The sequence below is a fragment of the Sorangium sp. So ce1335 genome (assembly GCF_051521615.1).
GTDB lineage: Bacteria > Myxococcota_A > Polyangia > Polyangiales > Polyangiaceae > Sorangium.
On the sequence record NZ_CP150363.1, the window covers coordinates 471,874 to 489,336 of the forward strand.

At 73.5% G+C, this 17,463-nt stretch carries 15 protein-coding genes and 1 pseudogene; 4 read left to right on the top strand and 12 right to left on the bottom strand.

Annotated elements, in window-relative coordinates; genetic code table 11:
• Positions 1–142: 142 nt before the first annotated feature.
• The 6 genes from WMF24_RS01625 to cobM are packed head-to-tail and all read right to left on the bottom strand — an operon-like array spanning position 143 to position 6,074.
• Positions 143–1,711, bottom strand: coding sequence for a cobyric acid synthase (locus WMF24_RS01625; protein ID WP_437734572.1), 1,569 nt, complete (start codon positions 1,709–1,711; stop codon positions 143–145).
• Positions 1,708–2,649 (bottom strand): adenosylcobinamide-phosphate synthase CbiB, encoded by a 942-nt coding sequence (gene cbiB / locus WMF24_RS01630; RefSeq protein ID WP_437734573.1) that lies wholly within the window; start codon positions 2,647–2,649, stop codon positions 1,708–1,710. The genes WMF24_RS01625 and cbiB overlap by 4 nt, the downstream gene beginning before the upstream one ends.
• Positions 2,646–3,230, bottom strand: coding sequence for a bifunctional adenosylcobinamide kinase/adenosylcobinamide-phosphate guanylyltransferase (gene cobU / locus WMF24_RS01635; RefSeq protein WP_437734574.1), 585 nt, complete (start codon positions 3,228–3,230; stop codon positions 2,646–2,648). Before cobU ends, cbiB begins: the two co-directional genes overlap by 4 nt.
• Positions 3,227–4,744 carry a cobyrinate a,c-diamide synthase gene (locus tag WMF24_RS01640; RefSeq protein ID WP_437734575.1) on the bottom strand — a complete coding sequence of 506 codons (1,518 nt, stop codon included), beginning with the start codon at positions 4,742–4,744 and terminating at the stop codon, positions 3,227–3,229. Before WMF24_RS01640 ends, cobU begins: the two co-directional genes overlap by 4 nt.
• Positions 4,744–5,283 (bottom strand): cob(I)yrinic acid a,c-diamide adenosyltransferase, encoded by a 540-nt coding sequence (cobO, locus tag WMF24_RS01645; RefSeq protein WP_437734576.1) that lies wholly within the window; start codon positions 5,281–5,283, stop codon positions 4,744–4,746. The genes WMF24_RS01640 and cobO overlap by 1 nt, the downstream gene beginning before the upstream one ends.
• Complete coding sequence (cobM, locus tag WMF24_RS01650; RefSeq protein WP_437734577.1) at positions 5,280–6,074, bottom strand: precorrin-4 C(11)-methyltransferase; 795 nt, start codon at positions 6,072–6,074, stop codon at positions 5,280–5,282. Before cobM ends, cobO begins: the two co-directional genes overlap by 4 nt.
• Before the next feature lie 648 nt (positions 6,075–6,722).
• Here cobM and WMF24_RS01655 point away from each other — a divergent pair.
• Genes WMF24_RS01655 through WMF24_RS01670 form a run of 4 tightly spaced genes read left to right on the top strand, consistent with a single transcriptional unit; the run spans position 6,723 to position 11,852 of the window.
• The gene (locus WMF24_RS01655) at positions 6,723–7,955 is read left to right on the top strand and encodes a cytochrome P450 (RefSeq protein ID WP_437734578.1); all 1,233 of its coding nucleotides are present in this window, start codon (positions 6,723–6,725) and stop codon (positions 7,953–7,955) included.
• A 35-nt stretch (positions 7,956–7,990) separates the two neighbouring features.
• On the top strand, positions 7,991–9,514 hold the full coding sequence (locus WMF24_RS01660) for a hypothetical protein (protein WP_437734579.1): 1,524 nt from the start codon (positions 7,991–7,993) through the stop codon (positions 9,512–9,514).
• A complete protein-coding gene (locus WMF24_RS01665; RefSeq protein ID WP_437734580.1) occupies positions 9,511–10,449 on the top strand; it encodes a methyltransferase domain-containing protein in 939 nt (312 codons plus the stop codon). The genes WMF24_RS01660 and WMF24_RS01665 overlap by 4 nt, the downstream gene beginning before the upstream one ends.
• The gene (locus tag WMF24_RS01670; protein WP_437734581.1) at positions 10,446–11,852 is read left to right on the top strand and encodes a cytochrome P450; all 1,407 of its coding nucleotides are present in this window, start codon (positions 10,446–10,448) and stop codon (positions 11,850–11,852) included. The genes WMF24_RS01665 and WMF24_RS01670 overlap by 4 nt, the downstream gene beginning before the upstream one ends.
• 30 nt (positions 11,853–11,882) lie before the next feature.
• On the opposite strand, the gene WMF24_RS01675 is transcribed toward WMF24_RS01670, so the two are convergent.
• From WMF24_RS01675 to WMF24_RS01700, 6 genes and pseudogenes are all read right to left on the bottom strand, one after another.
• Positions 11,883–12,260, bottom strand: coding sequence for a hypothetical protein (locus tag WMF24_RS01675; RefSeq protein ID WP_437734582.1), 378 nt, complete (start codon positions 12,258–12,260; stop codon positions 11,883–11,885).
• A 7-nt stretch (positions 12,261–12,267) separates the two neighbouring features.
• Positions 12,268–13,527 (bottom strand): annotated as a pseudogene (cobJ, locus tag WMF24_RS01680) (precorrin-3B C(17)-methyltransferase).
• Positions 13,520–14,659 carry a cobalt-precorrin 5A hydrolase gene (locus tag WMF24_RS01685; RefSeq protein WP_437734583.1) on the bottom strand — a complete coding sequence of 380 codons (1,140 nt, stop codon included), beginning with the start codon at positions 14,657–14,659 and terminating at the stop codon, positions 13,520–13,522. Before WMF24_RS01685 ends, cobJ begins: the two are co-directional and overlap by 8 nt.
• Positions 14,656–15,456: a precorrin-2 C(20)-methyltransferase gene (gene cobI / locus WMF24_RS01690; RefSeq protein ID WP_437734584.1), complete on the bottom strand. Its 801-nt coding sequence runs from the start codon at positions 15,454–15,456 to the stop codon at positions 14,656–14,658. Before cobI ends, WMF24_RS01685 begins: the two co-directional genes overlap by 4 nt.
• Positions 15,453–16,703 carry a precorrin-6y C5,15-methyltransferase (decarboxylating) subunit CbiE gene (cbiE, locus tag WMF24_RS01695; RefSeq protein WP_437734585.1) on the bottom strand — a complete coding sequence of 417 codons (1,251 nt, stop codon included), beginning with the start codon at positions 16,701–16,703 and terminating at the stop codon, positions 15,453–15,455. Before cbiE ends, cobI begins: the two co-directional genes overlap by 4 nt.
• Positions 16,700–17,422, bottom strand: a complete 723-nt coding sequence (locus tag WMF24_RS01700; RefSeq protein WP_437738950.1) for a precorrin-8X methylmutase — start codon at positions 17,420–17,422, stop codon at positions 16,700–16,702. Before WMF24_RS01700 ends, cbiE begins: the two co-directional genes overlap by 4 nt.
• Positions 17,423–17,463: the final 41 nt, after the last annotated feature.

Here is a 17,463-nt window from a genome sequence, read left to right on the forward strand (position 1 = left end):
GCACGATTCCCGCAGCGACCGGGGGCCCCGCGTGCAGCCCGTGTGAACTCTCGCCCCCGAGGTGGCTCGGGCTTGACACCCGTGTCGTTTTCGGGGGCTCGCTACGGGCTCGAACGATCCTGCGATCGGCCCGCCGCGCCGCTCATCGCGCCTCGGCGGCGTCCCGGACCCGCGCGTCGAGCCCCACGATGCGGTCGAGCAGCGCCCGATCGAGGCTCGCCTCCACGGCGGCGGCGAGCCGGTCGTACTCGTCGTGACGGCTCGGGATCGCCGGCTCGCCCGCGGGCGCCGCGAGCCCCCGCCGCCCGCGCAGCGCCGCGAGCAGCGCGCGCCGGAGCCCGTCGTTCTCGAAGATGCCGTGGATCATCGTCCCCACGACGGCGCCGTCCGCCGACACGGCCCCGTCGAGCGCCGGCTCCGCCCGTCCGCTCCTCGACGCGATCGCGAACGCCGCGCGCGCGCCGGGCGCCCGCTCCACCTGGCCCATGTGGATCTCGTAGCCGGTCAGCTCTGCCCCGGCCGCGCCCGCCGCGCCCGCCATGCCAAGGAACGAGTCGCCCGCGATCCGCGCCCGGACCTGCGCTGTCGTCTTGGTCCGCTCGAACCGCGTCGACACCTCGAGGAGGTCGAGCCCTCGCGCCGACGGCTCGGCCGACTCGACGCCTTCCGGGTCCTCGATCGCCCCGCCGAGCATCTGGCAGCCGCCGCAGATCCCGAGCGTCCACCCGCCCTGCCGGGCGCGCGCCGCCACCGCCTCCGCGAGCCCGCTCGCGCGCAGCCACGCGAGATCGGCCATCGTGCTCTTCGTCCCGGGGAGCACGACGAGGTCCGCGCCGCCGATCTCGTCCGGCCGCTCGATGAACCGCACCACGACGCCCCGCTCGTGCTCCAGCGGCTCCACGTCGTCGTGGTTCGATATCCGCGGCAGCCGCACGACGGCGATGTCGAGCTCCCCCGGGCCCGCCGGCCCCCGCCGCCGCCGGTTCTCCAGCGCCACCGAGTCCTCGTCCGCGATGCGGAGCTGCTTCAGGTAAGGCACGACGCCGAGCACCGGGACGCCCGTCCGCGCCGTCAGCATCTCGAGCCCCGGCTCGAGCAGCTTGATGTCGCCGCGGAACTTGTTGATGACGAACGCGGCCACGCGCGCGCGCTCGTCCGGCTCGAGGAGCGCCATCGTCCCGACCAGCGCGGCGAACACCCCGCCGCGGTCGATGTCGCCGGCGAGGAGCACCGGCGCGTCGGCGACGCGCGCGACGTGCATGTTCACGATGTCGCGGTCCTTCAGGTTGATCTCCGCGGGGCTGCCCGCCCCCTCGATCACGATGACGTCGTGCGCCTCGCGGAGCCGCCCGAGCGAGCGGGCGATGATGTCCTTGAGCTCCCCGCGGTAAGCGAAGTAGTCGCGCGCGTGGAGGCTCCCGATGGGCTTGCCGAGGACGACCACCTGGGAGCGCGAGTCGCCCTCCGGCTTGAGCAGGATCGGGTTCATCTCGACCGTCGGCGCGACGCGCGCCGCCTCGGCCTGCACCGCCTGCGCCCGGCCGATCTCGCCGCCGTCCAGGGTCGCGAACGAGTTCAGCGCCATGTTCTGCGACTTGAACGGCGCGACCCGAAGGCCCCGCCGCTGGAACATCCGGCAGAGCGCCGTGCACAGGAGGCTCTTGCCGACCGAGGACGCCGTGCCCTGCACCATCACCGTGAGCGCTGTCATCGAAGGAGCCCCTCTCCCATCGTGGAACCCGCCGCGAGCGCGGCCGCCGCGATCGCGGCGAAGAGAAGCGACGCGAGCGCGACGATCCGGCACGCCTCGTCGATGAGCCCCCGCCGGAGCGGCTCGATCGGGTCGCCGAGGCGGTAGTGGCCGCGCTTCTCGAGCTCGACGCGGAGCAGCCCGGCCATCGCCGCCATCGGCCGCCCGGCGTTCGGGCTCTCGGTGCGCCCGCCGTCGCGCAGCAGCACGGCGAGGCCGCGGCGCGCGTCGGCGCCGCGCAGCCACCCGGCGGCGAGCAGCAGGAGGGCCGTGATCCGCGCCGGCACGAAGTTCAGCGCGTCGTCGAGCCGCGCCGACGCCTTGCCCAGGTACTCGTAGCGGCCGCGGTACCCCACCATGGCGTCGAGGGTGTTCACCGCCCTGTAGAAGAGCGCGCCCGGCAGCCCGAACAGGGCGAAGTAGAAGAGCGGCGCGACGAAGCTGTCCGACGCGTTCTCCGCCACCGACTCGACCGACGCCGCCACGAGCGCGGGCTCGTCGAGCTCGGACGGGTCGCGGCTGCAGAGGCTCCGCAGGGCGAAGCGCGCCGCGGGGAGGTCGCCGGCCGCGAGGGCGTCGCGCACGCCGAAGGCCGCGTCGCGGAGCGCGCGCAGCGCGAACGTCGGCTTCAGCAACAGTCCTGACAAAGTGAGGCCAACGAGCGGGTGCGGGGCGATCAGCGCCGCGAGCCCGGCGCCGAGCGCCGCGAAGAGGCAGGGGACGGCGAGGGCCATGACGGCGCCGAAGACGAGCTCGGCCGCGCGGCCGGAGCGCGGCGCGCGGCGCTTCAGGGCCTGGATCATGGAGCCCATCCACACGACCGGGTGGACGGCGGCCGGGGGCTCGCCGCAGGCGAGGTCGAGCGCGACGGCCACGAGCAGCGCGGCGGCGGCGGTCATCGCGCGTCCCCGTCCACGACCTCGACCGGGCCGGGGCGCAGGCGCAGGACGACGCCCATCACGGCCACGTAGAGCTCGCCGGCCGAGCGGTTGAGCCGCTGGTGCGCGCGGCCGGCGAGGTCGCGGAAGGCCCGGCCGAGCCGGCTCTCGGGGACGACGCCCATGCCCACCTCGTTCGAGACGAGGACGACGTGGGGGGTCGCCGACTCCACGGCGGCCGCGAGCTCCTCGATGCGCGCCTCGATCGGATCGAGCCGGCGGCCCTCGGTCTCGTCGCGGAGCAAGAGGTTCGAGAGCCACAGGGTGAGGCAGTCCACGACGACGACGTCGACGCCGGAGAGCGCCGCGATGCGCTCGGGCAGCGCGAGCGGCTCCTCGACGGTGGCGAACGCGTCGCCGCGCTCGAGGGCGTGGGCCGCGATGCGCGCCCGCATCTCGTCGTCGAACGGCTCGGCGGTCGCGATGAAGGCGCGGCGCGCCCCGAGCGAGCGCCCGAGCGAGAGCGCGAAGGCGCTCTTGCCGGAGCGCACGCCGCCGCCGACGAGGGCGACCCGCCGCGGCGCCGCGCGCGCGCCGCTCAACGTCCGAGCTCCTTCCGGTGCGCGGCGGCGCTCGCCACGAGCCCCTCGGGCACGAGCGGGTTCGAGGCCCAGTGCGCGTGGACGTAGGAGGCGAGGACGCGCTGCGCCAGGTACCCCTCGCGCGCGACCTGGCCGCCGCGCCGGCGCCGCACGGAGTAGGCGTGCTCGATCGGCAGGGGCGCCTGCGCGGCGGGCGCAAGCGGCGACGCCTGCGCGGCGGGCGTCGCCTGCGCGGCGGGCGCGGGCGGCGGCTCCGGCGCCGGCGCTGCCTGCGTCGGGCGGAGCTCGGAGTAGCGGAACTGGTGCCCGCGGAAGCGGAGCCCGGCGCCGCCGAGGATCGTGCGCACCTGCGTCTCGACCTCCACGTAGCCGAGCGCCTGCAGCTTCTCGCACATCACGGCCTCGGCCGGCACGAGCCCGACCATCGGGTGCGCGCGCCCGTCGAGCGTGCGGATCGCCTCGGTCAGGACCATGAGCCCGCCGCACTCGGCGTAGATCGGCCCCCTGCGGCCGGCGAACGCGCGGATCTCCGCGCGCATCGCGGCGTTGTCGGCCAGCCGCTCCGCGTGCGCCTCGGGGTAGCCGCCGCCGAGGTAGAGCGCGTCGACCTCGGGCAGGCGCGCGTCGCGGAGCGGCGAGAACCGCACGAGCTCGGCCCCCGCGGCCTCGAGGCGGCGCAGGTTGTCCGCGTAGTAGAAGTGGAACGCCTCGTCGAACGCCACGCCGATGCGCGCCCGGGGCGCTGCCGCGCGGGCCCCGCCCGCCGGCGCGCCCTGCGCCGGCCCCGGCGACACCGTCGCGCCCTGCGCCGGCTCCGGCAACGCCGGCGCCCCGCGCGCCATCTCGAGCAGCGCGTCGAGCCCGATCCATTCCTCGGCCCGCGCGCCCCAGTGCTCGAACCGCGCCTCGGGGAGCGCGGCCTCGTCGGCCGTGCGCAGCCCGAGGTGGCGCTCGGGGAAGCTCTGCGCCTGCTCGCGCGGCAGGCCCCCGAGCACGGGCGGCGAGCGCTGCGCCTGTCGAAGGATATCGAGGTGCCCCCGGCTGCCCACCTGGTTGCACACGACCGCGGCCACGCGCAGCCCCGGATCGAAGCCAGCGAACCCCTGCACGAGCGCCGCGACGCTGCGCGCCATCCCCGACGCGTCGACCACGAGCGCGACCGGCGCGTCGAGCCACTTCGCGATCTCGGCCGTCGAGCCCTCCTCGCCCGTGGGGCTCGCGCCGTCGAACAGCCCCATCACCCCCTCGATCAGCGCCACGTCGGCGCCCTCGGCCTCGGCCGCGAACGTCGACAGCACGGCGTCCCGGCCCATCATCCAGCCGTCGAGGTTGTGCGACGTCCCGGCCACGGCGCGCGCGTGGTACGTCGGATCCAGGTAGTCGGGGCCGCACTTGAACAGCGCGACCCTGAGCCCGCGGGCGCGGAGCGCGCGCGCGATCGCCACCGTGGTCGTCGTCTTGCCCACGCCGCTCGCCGTGCCGGCGACGACGAGCCTGGGGATCGCCCGCGCCATCAGAAATCGACCCCGATCTGCGCCTTGTGGCCCTGCTCGAACGGGTGCTTCACCGATCGCATCTCCGTCACGAGGTCGGCGAGCGCGACGAGCGCGTCGGGGGCGTTCCGGCCGGTGATCACCACGTGAACGTGCGCGGGCCGGGCGCGCAGCGCGTCGAGGAGCTCTTCCTCCGCGACGAAGCCGTAATGGAGCGCATACGTGATCTCGTCGAGCACGACGATGTCCTGCTCGCCGCCGGCGATGAGCGCCGCGGCCTCCTGGAAGGCCGCGCGCGCCGCCGCCTTGTCGCGCGAGAGGTCGTCGCTCTCCCAGGTGAAGCCGCGCCCCATCACGAGGAAGGTGAGGCCCGGGAGCGTCTCGGCGAACAGGCGCTCTCCCGTCTTCCACTTCCCCTTGATGAACTGCACGACGGCGACGCGCATCCCGCGGCCGAGCGCGCGGAACACCATCCCGAGCGCGGCCGTCGTCTTGCCCTTGCCGTGGCCCGTGTAGACGATGACGAGGCCTCTTCTACCTGCCGTCGCTTCCGCGCTCACGAGCCCTCCTCCGCCGGGCGCGGATCGCGGGGCTTCTTCTCGGCCTTGCGGAACCGGTGGCTGAACTCCGGATCATAGAGCCGCGAGTCGGCGAAGTCCGTCGACGTGAGCACGCGGCCGACGAGGATCATCGACTGGGTCTTGATCCCCTCGGCGCGCACCTTCTCCCGGATGTCGGCGAGCGTGCCCGTCACGATCTTCTGATCGGGGCAGCTCGCCTTGTGCACCACCGCGACCGGGCAGTCGGCGCCGTAGGACGGGATGAGCGCCTCGGTCACGTCCTTGAGGAGGGTGATGCTCAGGAACAGGCACAGCGTCGCCTGGTGGCGCGCGAGCTCCTCGAGCCGCTCGGCCGGCGGCACCGGCGTGCGCCCCTCGGCGCGCGTCAGGATCACCGTCTGCGAGAGCTCGGGCAGCGTGAGCTCGCGCCCGAGCGCCGCCGCCGCCGCGGTGAACGACGAGACGCCGGGGACGATCTCGTACGGGATCCCGAGCGCGTCCAGCCGGCGCATCTGCTCGGCGGTCGACCCGAACAGCACCGGGTCGCCCGTGTGCACGCGCGCCACGTCGTGCCCCGCGTCCCGCGCCTCGACGAAGACCTCCACGATCTGGTCGAGGGTCATGCCCGAAGAGTCGATGACCCGGGCGTCCGGCCGCGCGGAGGCGACGACCTCCCGCGGCACGAGGGAGCCCGTGTACATGACGACCGGGCAGCGGGCGACGAGCTCGGCGCCGCGGACGGTGATGAGCCCGGGATCGCCCGGGCCCGCGCCGATGATGTAGACGCGCATGGGGGTTCTCTCCTCGTTTCGTGCGCCTGTGATCCCGCCGGGGACCGCGGGCGCGCGAAGCTAGAGCGATCGCGTGGCGAACGCCAGGGGGCCGAGCGGGGCGGGGCGTCGAGGAAGCGCGCATCCGGCGCGGACCGGAAGGGTTCAGGCGCGCGCGCGAGGGGCTCCGACGCGCGCCAGGAGCTCCCGGCCGAGCGCGCGGCGCCGGGGCGAGAGGATCCGGGGTCGCTCCTCGCGCACGCCCGCGAGACCCACGAGCGACCGCTGCCTCGGTGCGTGGAGCAGGCGTCCCGCGAACACCTGCGCTGCGGAGTCGTCGCGTACGGCTCTCTCCGGCTCCATCGCGACGAGTCGAGTCACGCCGGCCGTCGTCGTGCCGAGTTGCTGCGCTCGCAGGCTGCTCCGGCGCGAGCACTGATTCGGCGGCGGGGCACGTCGGTTGCGCCGGATTGCTGCACTCGCAGGCTGCTCCAGCGCGAGCACTGATTCGGCGCCTCTGTCAGTCGATTGCTTTTCCTACAAGCGATGGGCCGCGATAGGCTCCTTCGGGACGCGCCGCCCTGGCCACGCTGGAGGGACGCGGCGCTCGCTCATCCCGACACTGCCTGTCGCCCTCACCGCCTTTGCACGGAAGGAGCAACGTTGCACATGTCTGCCGCAGCCCCCTTGCGCGCCGTCCGCGCCTACGATCTCCGCGACCCCGCCCTGCTCCGCGACCCGCACCCGCTGCTCCACCGGATGCGCGACGAGGAGCCTGTGTACTGGAGCCCTCAGCTCGAATCGTGGGTGCTCACCAGCTACCAGGATGTCTGCGCGGCGCTCCGCGACCCGCGGCTCTCCGTCGTGGAGGAGCTCAAGCGCATCGAGGGATTGCCGACGTCCGACCAGCGCGCGCTCGGGCCCCTCCGGCGCATCTTTCTGGCATGGGGGGACCGCGCCGATCCGGAGCGGCACGCGCTCTTCATCAAGCTCCTCAAGCGCCACTTCACGCCGCAGCACGTCGAGGCCCAGCGCCCGCGGATCCAGGCGCTCCTCGACGGTCTGCTCGACGCCGCGGCGCAGCGCGGGGAGATGGATCTCGTCAACGACGTCGCGCACCCGATGGCGATGGGCGTCGTGGCCGGCATGACCGGGCTCCCGACCGACGCCGTCGACCTGTACCTGCGCTGCTCGAACAAGATATCCCAGCTCCTCGAGATGGGGGATCGGGAGCAGCTCTTCATCTGTCAGGAGGGCATGATCGAGCTGTCCGAGTTCCTGCGGCCCCTCGTCGCGCGGCGCAGGCGCGAGCCCGGCGCCGACCTGCTGGGCGTGTTCCTGGAGGCGGACCCGGACGGCGCACACTTCAGCGACGAGTATATCGTCGCGCAATGCATCATGTTCCTCGTCGTCGGATACCACACGACGGCGAACCAGCTCTGCAACGGTGTGCAGATCCTGTTCGACCACGCCGAGGAGCGGGCGAGGCTCGCGCGCGATCGCGCGCTCCTCCCGAACGCCTTCGACGAGATGATGCGGTATCACGGCGCGGTCGCCTCGGTGCGGCGGATGGCGACGGTCGACCTCGCGATCCGCGACAAGCACATCCGCGCCGGCGAGACGCTCGTCCTCGCGCTCGCCGCGGCGAACCGCGATCCGCAGGCGTTCCCCGCGCCCGACCGCTTCGACCCCGCGCGGGAGGGCGCGGGGCGGCAGGTCGGCTTCACCATCGGCCCTTACTCCTGCATGGGCCAGGCGCTGGCGCGCCTGGAGGCGCAGGTCTTCTTCAGCACCCTGTTCGACCGCTTCCCGCGCCTCCGGCCCCGGGACGCCGCCCCGGACCTGGTGTTGTTCCGCCCGCTCGGCCAGGAGCTCAGGACGCTGCGGGTCCTGTTCGATTGACGGCGCGTCGCCCGGGAGGAGCGGAGGGAGGCACCATGAAGCACGTCGTCGAGCTGATCGAGCAGAAGAAGCGGGAGATCGCCGCGCACCCGTTCTACCGATGGATGGCGAGCGGCCCCACGTCGCTGGAGACGAGGTTCGATTTCGCGCCGATCATCGCGAACTTCATCATGGGGTTCAGCGACATGAACCGCTGGTTCATGAGGTACCCGGCGCCCGCGAGCGCGTTCGAGCGCGCCATCAACAGGCACACGCGGGAGGACGAGACGCACGCCAGGCTGTTCCTCGAGGACTGGCGGAAGCTCGGGCTCGACACGCGCCTCGGCTGGCGCGCGAGCGACATGCTCGGGTGGTATTACGCGGGCTCCGAGACGGAGATTTTCAGGGAGTACGGCATGGAGATCATGCAGATGTGCACCCTGAACGAGGACCCTCTCGTGCGCTCCGCCGTGATGCAGTCGATCGAGGCCTGGGGCCATGTCTTCTTCACGGCCTCCGCGGGCGCCGCCGCCGAGCTCACGAGCAGCTCCGGCGTGGAGTACCGCTACTTCGGCCCGTACCACCTGAAGCGGGAGATAGGGCACCTGCTCTTCGACAGCCGGCTCTTCGAGGAGGCGACGCTCGACGAGGGCCGGCGCGCCCGGGCCACGGCGCTTGTGAACCGCCTCTTCGAGATGATCCGCGACAAGAGCGACAGGCTCCTCCGCCACGCCGAGCGGGCCGCCGGAGACGCCGGGCCGCCGTCCACGGCCCGCATCGCGGCCGCCGCGGCGCGCGCCCCCCGGCGCGCGCCGTTGCCGGGCGAGGGGAGCCCGACGCGCCGGCGGGGCGGGCCCGTCGCGCCGAGCCAGGAGCCGGTGCAGCGGGCGCTGGAGCAGCGCAAGCGCGCCGCGGCGGAGCACGCGCTGTTCGCGTGGATGCGGGCGCCGGGCCCGGTGGATCCCGAGGAGAAGCTCCGGCGCATCGCGCTCTTCTGGACGCCGGACTGCATGGGATACCGGGACCTGAACGTGTACGCCCTCGCGTACAGGCGGCCGACGGACCGGCGCGAGCGGGCCATCAACCGCTGGGTCGCCGATCTCCAGTCCCACCACGGGCTGTACCTGCGCGACTGGATCGAGCTCGACATGGACCGGCGGCTCGGCTGGAGCGCGAGCGACACGCTCGAGTTCTACTGCGCGAGCCAGCACTCGGAGGCGCAGCGGCGGAGCATGTCCGCCTTCGTCAAGCTCGCGTTCGCTCACCCCGAGCCGGCGCTGCGGTTCTGGCTGATGGAGGCGCTGGAGGCGAGCGGCGACGCCTTCTTCGAGAACACGCGCGCGCTGGCGCGCCGGGTCGAGGCCGAGCGCCCGTTGCGGCTCGACTACCTGGCCGACCGCCACGCGCTGTCGCACCCCGCGCTCGAGCCCGACGAGGAGGCCGACGCCGTCGCCTTCAAGGCCGAGGCGCTCGACGCGCGCGGCCGCGAGATCGCCGTGGGGATGATCGACACCGTCTTCGACTGCCTCGAGCTCCAGTTCTCGCTGTCGCTCGAGCTCGCGACACGGGGGGCGCCGTGACGAGCGATCGCGCGTCGACGCAGCGCTTCCCCTGGCGCAGGGCGCTCCTCGTCCCCACGCTCGTCCGCGCCGGGCTGCGCGCGCTCAGGGCCCGGGGCGGAGCCTGGGACCGTTACTGGAGCAGCGTCCGGCAGACCGGCCCCGACGGCGAGGTGCTCTGGGACGGCGACAGCGCGGAGGAGCGGGACTGGCTCGTCGGCCTGGCCCGCCGCGCCATGGACTCGGCCCTTCCGCTCGTCGACATCGGGTGCGGCAACGGCCGCTACACGCGCGCCCTCGCGCCCTGGTTCACGGCCGCGCTGGGCGTCGACGTCTCGGCGCAGGCCGTGGCGCGCGCCGAGCGGGAGACGCGCGCCGCGCCGGAGGCGCCCGACCGGACGAGCGCGGCGCCCGCGCCCGTCTCGCCGGGCGCCGCGCCCGCGCCCGTCTCGCCGGGCGCCGTCCCTCGAGGGATCTCGGCTCTTCCGCGCGTCTCGTTTCGCGTGCTGGACATGACCGAGGCGGGGGCCGGAGCGCGCCTTGGCGCCGAGGTGGGCGCCGCCAACGTGTTCGTCCGCGGGCTCTTCCACACGCTCGATGCGGCGCAGCGAGGCCGCCTGGCCGAGAGCTGCCGCGCGCTCGTCGGCGAGCGCGGCACCCTGCTGCTCGTGGAGACCGACTTCCCTGGCAGCGCGCTCGCGTACCTCGAGTTCCTCGGGGCGCGGGGCGGCGACTACCCGGCGCCGCTGCTGCGTTGCCTCGAGGCGGGGCTCCCGCCGCCTTCGCGCTTCGGCGCGCGGGAGCTCGCGCTGTGCTTCCCCGAGGCGTCGTGGGAGCACGTCGAGGCCGGCAGCGCGGAGCTGCGCTCGGCCGCGATGCGGCCGGGCCAGACCTCGACGCGGATCCCGGCGTTCTTCGCCGTGCTGCGGGCGAGGCCGGGCAGGGGCTCGCCATGAGCGCTCCGGCCACGTCGCGCGCCCCCGCGGCGCCAGCGCGCGCCCCCGCGGCGCAGGCGGCCCCCCGGGGCCTCGGCGCCAGCCTGCGCAACGCGCGGGAGTTCAAGGCGAACCCGCTCGCGTTCTACTGGAGGCTCACCCGCAGCGGCGAGTCCGGCTACAGCGAGGTCGCGTTCTTCGACCTCTTCGCTCCCAACTACCTCGTCAACGACGTCGACGAGGCGGGGCGCATCCTCACGAGCGCGCTCGAGGGCGGCGGCGCCACGAAGGACGGGCTGCGCTTCTTCGAGGTGATGGGCCGGCTGCTCGGGCGCGGCCTCTTCACGGCCGAGGGCGACGTTCACCTCCGGCAGCGCCGGCTCCTGCAGCCGTCGTTCCAGCCGAGGTCGGTGGAGGGCATGGCGGGCGGCATCGCGCGCGCGGCGGCCGCGACAGGGGCGCGCTGGTCGACGCAGGTGGGCGCGGTGCTGGACGTCGAGGGCGAGATGCGCCGCCTGGCGCTCGATCTCCTGGCCGAGCTGCTGATCGGCGCCGATCTGCGCGACGACGTCCACGAGTTCGGCGCCCTGAACGAGGAGATGGAGGCGCGGCTCGTCGAGGCGATGGGCGCGCCGCTCCTGGCCCCGGCGTGGCTGCCCACGCCGGGCAACCGGCGCTTCGCCGCGACGGCCGCGCAGGTCCGCGCGGTCGTGGCGCGCCTCGTCGCGCGGCGCCGCGCGAGCCTGGAGGCGGCGCGCGCCCCCGACGTGCTGCTCACGCGCCTGCTCGCCGACGAGCTGAGCACGGGGGCGATGGGGGAGCGGCAGTTCCTCGACGAGATCGCGACGCTCCTCGTGGGCGGCTACAAGAGCACGGCGCTCGCGCTCACCTGGACGTGGTACCTGCTCGCGGCGCACCCCGACGCCGCGCGGCGGCTGGCCGCCGAGGTGTCGGAGCAGATCGGGCAGCGGCCGCCGACGTTCGCCGACGCGCGCCGGCTGCGCTTCACGCGGATGGTCGTCCAGGAGTCGATGCGCCTTTACCCGCCGGTATGGGTGATCAACCGGATCGCCACCCGGCGGGACGTCCTCGGCGGGGTGTCGATCCCGCGGGGCGCGATCCTCGCCGTCAGCCCGTACACGCTGCACCGCCACCCCGCCCACTGGTCCCGGCCGGACGACTTCCATCCCGAGCACTTCGCGGAGGGCGTCACCCGGCCGGCCCACGCCTACCTCCCGTTCGGCGCTGGCCGGCACAAGTGCATCGGCAACCATTACGCGATGGCCGCGGCGGTCCTGACCCTCGCGACGCTCGCGGCCCGGTACGCCTTCGAGCCGCCCGCGCACCCGGTCGCGGCCAGCGCGCGGGCCTTCACCACGCCCGAGGCCGGGATGCGCATGCGCCTCACCGCGGCGCCGGCGTAGCCGCGGGGCGAGCGCCGAGGGGGCGAGTCGCTACATGTCCGGGAAATCGATCTTCTCGAGCTCGAGGAGGAGCGCGAGGTTCGCGGGCGCGGTGCGCGAAGGCGCGAAGCCGATCCACCGGAGGCCGCTGGCCCTCGCCTTTTCCCACGTCGCGCGGCACGCCTCGAACCAGTCACGAACGAGCTCGTCCTGGCTATCTCGGAACTGTTCCGGCCGGTACATCATGGATCGATAGGACTGGAGCATGATGAGCTTCTTGAACGTCGACGCTTCGACGTTGCGCGGCCTCTCATCCGACCAGACGAGCATCCCCTTGGTCAGCTCGTAGCTCACCCTCGCGTCCGGATCCTCCGTGAGCGCCTCGATCTTCGCCCGGTCGGCGGGCGGGAACAGATCGTTCGAGTCCATCGAGAAGCTAGAGGCAGCGCAGCACGTTGTCGCGCACGAGCTGCCAGATCGTCTCGGGGATGTCCCCGAGCCAGCGCGCGTCGCGCTCGACCGGCGCCTCGGCGTCGTCGAGCGGGTCATCCGGGCTGTAGACGAGCCGCCAGAGCCGCTCGCTCACCGAGCCGTTCCTGTCGATCACGAAGCGCTGGACGAGCTTCTTCGCGAGCTCCTCGCCCTCGACGTCGAGCAGGAGGACCGGCGCCTCCACCTTGACCTCGCGCAGCGGCTTGAGCCGGAGATAGGCCCCCTTCACGAGCTCGACCTCGTCCGGCGGCTCGAACCCCGCGTTCCGGAAGTCGACAGGCGCCTTCGTGTTGCCGACGAGGTAATACGCTCCCTGAGTCTCGGCGAGGATCGCGCCGCCCAGCCTGCCTACGCGTGCCATCTAGACCTCCTCTCCAGCGGCGCTCTCGTCCGAGAGCACCAGCGAGCGCCCCGGCGTCTGGCCCGGGAGCGCTTCCCCATCCCACGTGTACTTGTTCGTATATCCGCGCGGCGTGACCATGTATCCCTCGAAGACGAAGGTGTTGGTCGACCCGACGAGCACCGTGGTCAGCATCCCGATCTCGTAGTCGAGGAAGCTGTCGAGATCGGTGAGCACGGCGCTCTCCAGCTTGCGGTAAGCGCTCTTCACGAGCGCCACCGGCGTCGTGCCCGGCCGGTGCTGGCGGATGATCTCCTGGGCCCGCACGATCTGGCGCGTGCGGCGCCCGCTCGCGGGATTGTAAAGGCCAATGACGAAGTCGGCCGCGGCGGCGGCCTCGAGCCGCCGCTCGATGACCGGCCACGGGGTCAAGAGGTCGGACAGCGAGATCGCGCAGAAGTCGTGCCCGAGCGGCGCGCCGACGAGCGACGCGCACGAATTGAGCGCGGTCATGCCGGGCACGATGCGCAGCTCCGGCGAGTCGCCCCGCTTCCAGCCGATCTCCTCCAGCACCTGAAACACGAGCCCGGCCATGCCGTACACGCCCGCGTCGCCCGACGAGATGATCGCGACCCGCGCCCCGTCCCGCGCCCGCTCCACGGCGGCGCGCGCCCGGCCGATCTCCTCGGTCATGCCGGTCTTGATCACCTCCTTGCCCTCGATGAGGTGCTTCACCAGCCGGATGTACGTCGTGTACCCAACGATCAGGTCCGACGCGGCGATCGCCTCCAGGGCGGCGCGCGACGCGTGCTCCTCGGCGCCGGGGCCGATGCCGACAACCGACAGGACTCCTCTGTCACCCATGGCTCTCCTCGACATTGCGCTTGGGGAAGGGGACGCGCGCCACGGCGAGCGTCATGGACCGGCCGACGCCCGGCTCGGTGTACGCCCGCTTCGGCACGAGCAGCCTCGCCGCCCCGGCCGCGCGCAGGGCGGCCGGCTCGGCGACGCCCCGGGCGCCGACGTGCTTCTTCACGGTCTCCGACGGGTTCTCGATGCCCTCGGTCGCGTCGAGCTCCTCGGCGGTGAACGTGACGAGCGGCCACCCACGCCGCGCCGACAGCGCGAGCAGCGCCTCCTCGTCGGCCTTCTTGTCGATCGTGGCGAGCGCCTTCACCGACCTGGCCGACAGCCCGTGCTCCTCGAGCAGCCGGTCGACCCCGCGCTCCACCATGTCGAGCGGCGCCCCACGGTCGCAGCCGACGCCGACGACGAGGCTCTTCGGGCGGTAGATCACGGCGCGCTCCACGATGGCCGGGTGTGAGCGGGCGAGATCGCGATCGCTCGCGACGAGCAGCATCTCCCACGCGTCCGGGTCCACGCCGTCGAGCGAGGTCGCGTAGCGCACCCCGGGCGGCAGCGGCCTGTCCTCGGGCCAGAACGACGGCTCGCCCGCCTCCTGGACGAACAGCACGGGCGCGGCGTTCACGACGGCGGCGCAGCCGCGCGTGACGTTGCGGTCGGGGTCGTCCAGCGTCCAGCCGAGCTCCCGGCCGAGGATGTCGACCGTCAGCGTCCCGAGCGCGTCGGACGCCGTCGTCACCACCGGCTGCGCGCCGAGCAGCGCGGCCACCTTCTCGGTGAACGCATTGCCCCGCCCGACGTGGCCGGACAGCACGCAGATCGAGAACCGCGCCGTGTCGTCCACGCACACGACCGCCGGATCGACCTTCTTGTTCTTGAGCAGCGGCGCGATCATCCGCACGACGGCGCCGACGCTGATCACGAACACGTGGCAGTCGTAGGCCGTGAACGCCTCGGTGAGCAGCGGCCCCATCGGCAGCGGGAGCGGCTTCGCGCCCTCTGGCGCCCCGTCGAACAGCTTCTGCGAGACATAGAGATCCGCGCCCGGCAGCCCCGGGGCGAGCTTCTTCGCGATCTCGATCCCGTGGCGGGTGATCGCGTAGATGGCGTACGGCTTGCGCGCGGGCGTCACGAGGCCTCCGGTTCGTCAAGTGTCCTGTCGAAGCTGCCCGGCGGCGAGGCCTCGGCCTCCCCGACGAGCAGCCCGCTGCGCTCGCCGCGCGTGACGACCACCATGGCGAAGCAGTCGCCCCGCTCGCCCTCGGCGGCGCGGAGGTCCCGGACGATCCGCTGCTCGGGCATGGTCGCCTTGGAGACGAACACGGCCCGATCGAGGAGCCCCGCCCGCTTGAGCGCCTCGGTCACCTTGGGCATCTCCGGGCCGATCTTCATGAGGACCACGGTGTCGAAGCGGCGGAGGACGTCGGTCAGGTCGTCGACGCCGTACGTGGCGGGGAGGATGGCGATCCGCTCCTGCCCGTCCGCCAGCGAGAGCCCGCTCACGGCCGGGACCGCGGTGACCGAGGTGACGCCGGGGACGACCTCGACCTCGAGCCCGGGGAGGCGGCGGAGCGCCTCGCGGCGGACGTAGACGAACGTGCTGAAGAGCGACGGATCGCCCTCGGTCGCGAACGCGACGGAGAGGCCGCGCGAGAGCCGCTCGCCGATCTTGTCCACGGCCGCGTCGACGTACGGGCGGACGCGATCCGGGTCCTTGCTCATGGGGAAGGTGAGGAGCAGCCGCTCCTGGTCCTGCCGCTTCCCGACGACCGGCGCGAGGATCTTGTAGGCCATCGAGGCGCCGAAATCCGAGCTGCGCGGGAGCGCGAGCACGTCCGCGCCCTCGAGCACGCGCACGGCGCGCAGCGTGAGCAGATCCGGCGCGCCCGGGCCGACGCCCACGCCGTAGAGCTTGCCGAGGCCGCTCACGACGCCTCCTTCGCCGGCTTCGTCGCGGCGAAGACGTGGATCGGGTTCAGCGCCTCGTACCGCATGTAGCGCGCGAGCGGGACGCCGCGCGAGACCGAGAGCATCGTGATCTCGGGGTCGATCCCCCGCGCCCGGAGCGCGCGGTACGCCTCGGCCACGTTCTCCATCGTGATCGCGTTGACGACGAGCCGGCCGCCGGGCCGCAGCCGGTCGAGCGCCGCCGTGATGATCTCCTCCATGCTCCCCTTGCTCCCGCCCACGAACACGGCGTCCGGGTCCTCGAGCGCGCCGAGCGCCTCGGGCGCGCGGCCCGCGACGACGCGCACGTTGTCGACCCCGTGCGTGCGGACGTTGTCCCGGCAGATCTCCACGCCCTCCGGGTCGACCTCGATCGCGTAGACCCGCCCGAGGGGGCACAGCATCGCCGCCTCGATCGCGACGGATCCCGAGCCGGCGCCGATGTCCCAGACCACCGCGTCGGGGCGGATCGCCATCGACGCGATCGAGAGAAGGCGCACCTCGCGCTTCGTGATCAGGCCGTTCTTCGGCATGCGCTTGGCGAACGCGTCCTCGTGCAGGTAGGGGACGGCCGGCGGCTGGCGCCAGGCCGGGTCGCTCCGGAGGAGCAGCAGCACGTTGAGCGGCCCGATGTCCTCGCACGCCGCGAGCGCGGCGAGCTCGAACGCGCGCACGCGCTCGCCCGCGCCCGCCAGGCTCTCGCAGACCCACGCCTTCCAGCCGGCGTCGCCGTGCTCGATGAGCCGCGCCGCGAGGCGGGCCGGGCCGTTCTCCCCGTCGGTCAGCACCGCGACCTTCGAGAGCCGGCGCAGGCGCGTCGCGAACCCCTCGGGCGAGCGCCCGTGGACCGACACGAACGCGGCGTCGTCCCAGGCGATGCCCGTGCGCGCGAACGCCCACTGGACCGAGCTCAGGCTCGGGATGATCTCGACGTGCTCGCCCCCGAGCTTCTTCACCACGAGCGCGCCGATCCCGAAGAACAGCGGGTCGCCCGAGGCGAGGATGCACACGTTCTGCTCGGCCGAGAGCGCCTCCACGCGGTCGAGCGCCGCGGAGAGCCCGCCCTTCAGGGCGATCGTCTCGCCGCGGAACTGGGGGAAGAACTCGAGGTGCCGCTCGCCGCCCACGAGCACGTCGGCCCGGGCGACGGCGGACGCGGCGCGGCTCGACAGGCTCGCGCACCCGTCGTCGCCGATGCCGACGACGGTCACGGCGCGGCGCGCGCTCATCGCGCCCCCTGCGCTGGCGCCGGCGACCCCGCGGCCCCGGTGGGTTGCGTCGCTCCGGTGGCGCCCGTGGCTCCCGCGGACTGCGTCGCCTGCGCCGGCTCCGCCGAGAGGAGCAGCAGCGCGTGGACGATCGCGACGGCGATCGGGCTGCCGCCCTTGCGCCCGCGCGCCACGATGGAGGGAAGCCCGGACTCGAGCAGCGCCTCCTTCGACTCCGCCGCCGAGACGAACCCGACCGGCACGCCGATCACGAGCGCCGGCCGAGCCCCCTCCTCGCGGGCGAGGCGCACGACCTCGAGCAGCGCCGTCGGCGCGTTGCCGATCGCCACGATCGCCCCGTCGAGCAGCCCGAGCCGGTGCGCCTTGCGCATCGACTCGATCGCGCGGGTCGAGCCGGCCGCCGACGCGGCCTGGATGACGTCGTCGTCGGAGATGAAGCAGTGGATCTTGCAGCCGTACGACGCGAGCCGCTGCTCGTTCAGCCCGACGCCGATCATCTTCACGTCGACGAGGACCGGCGCGCCGCCCTTGAGCGCCGCGATCCCCCGCGCGATCGCCTCGGGGTGCAGCCGCATCAGCGACGAGAACTCGAAGTCCGCCGTCGCGTGGATCACGCGGCGCACGACCTGCCACTCCGCGTCCGGGAAGCCGTGGTCCCCGACCTCCTCGTCGATGATCGCGAAGCTTTTGTCCTCGATGCGCCGGCCGAGCGCGGTCATCTGCCGCATGTCGTTCGCCGCGCGCGCTCCTTCGTCGATCT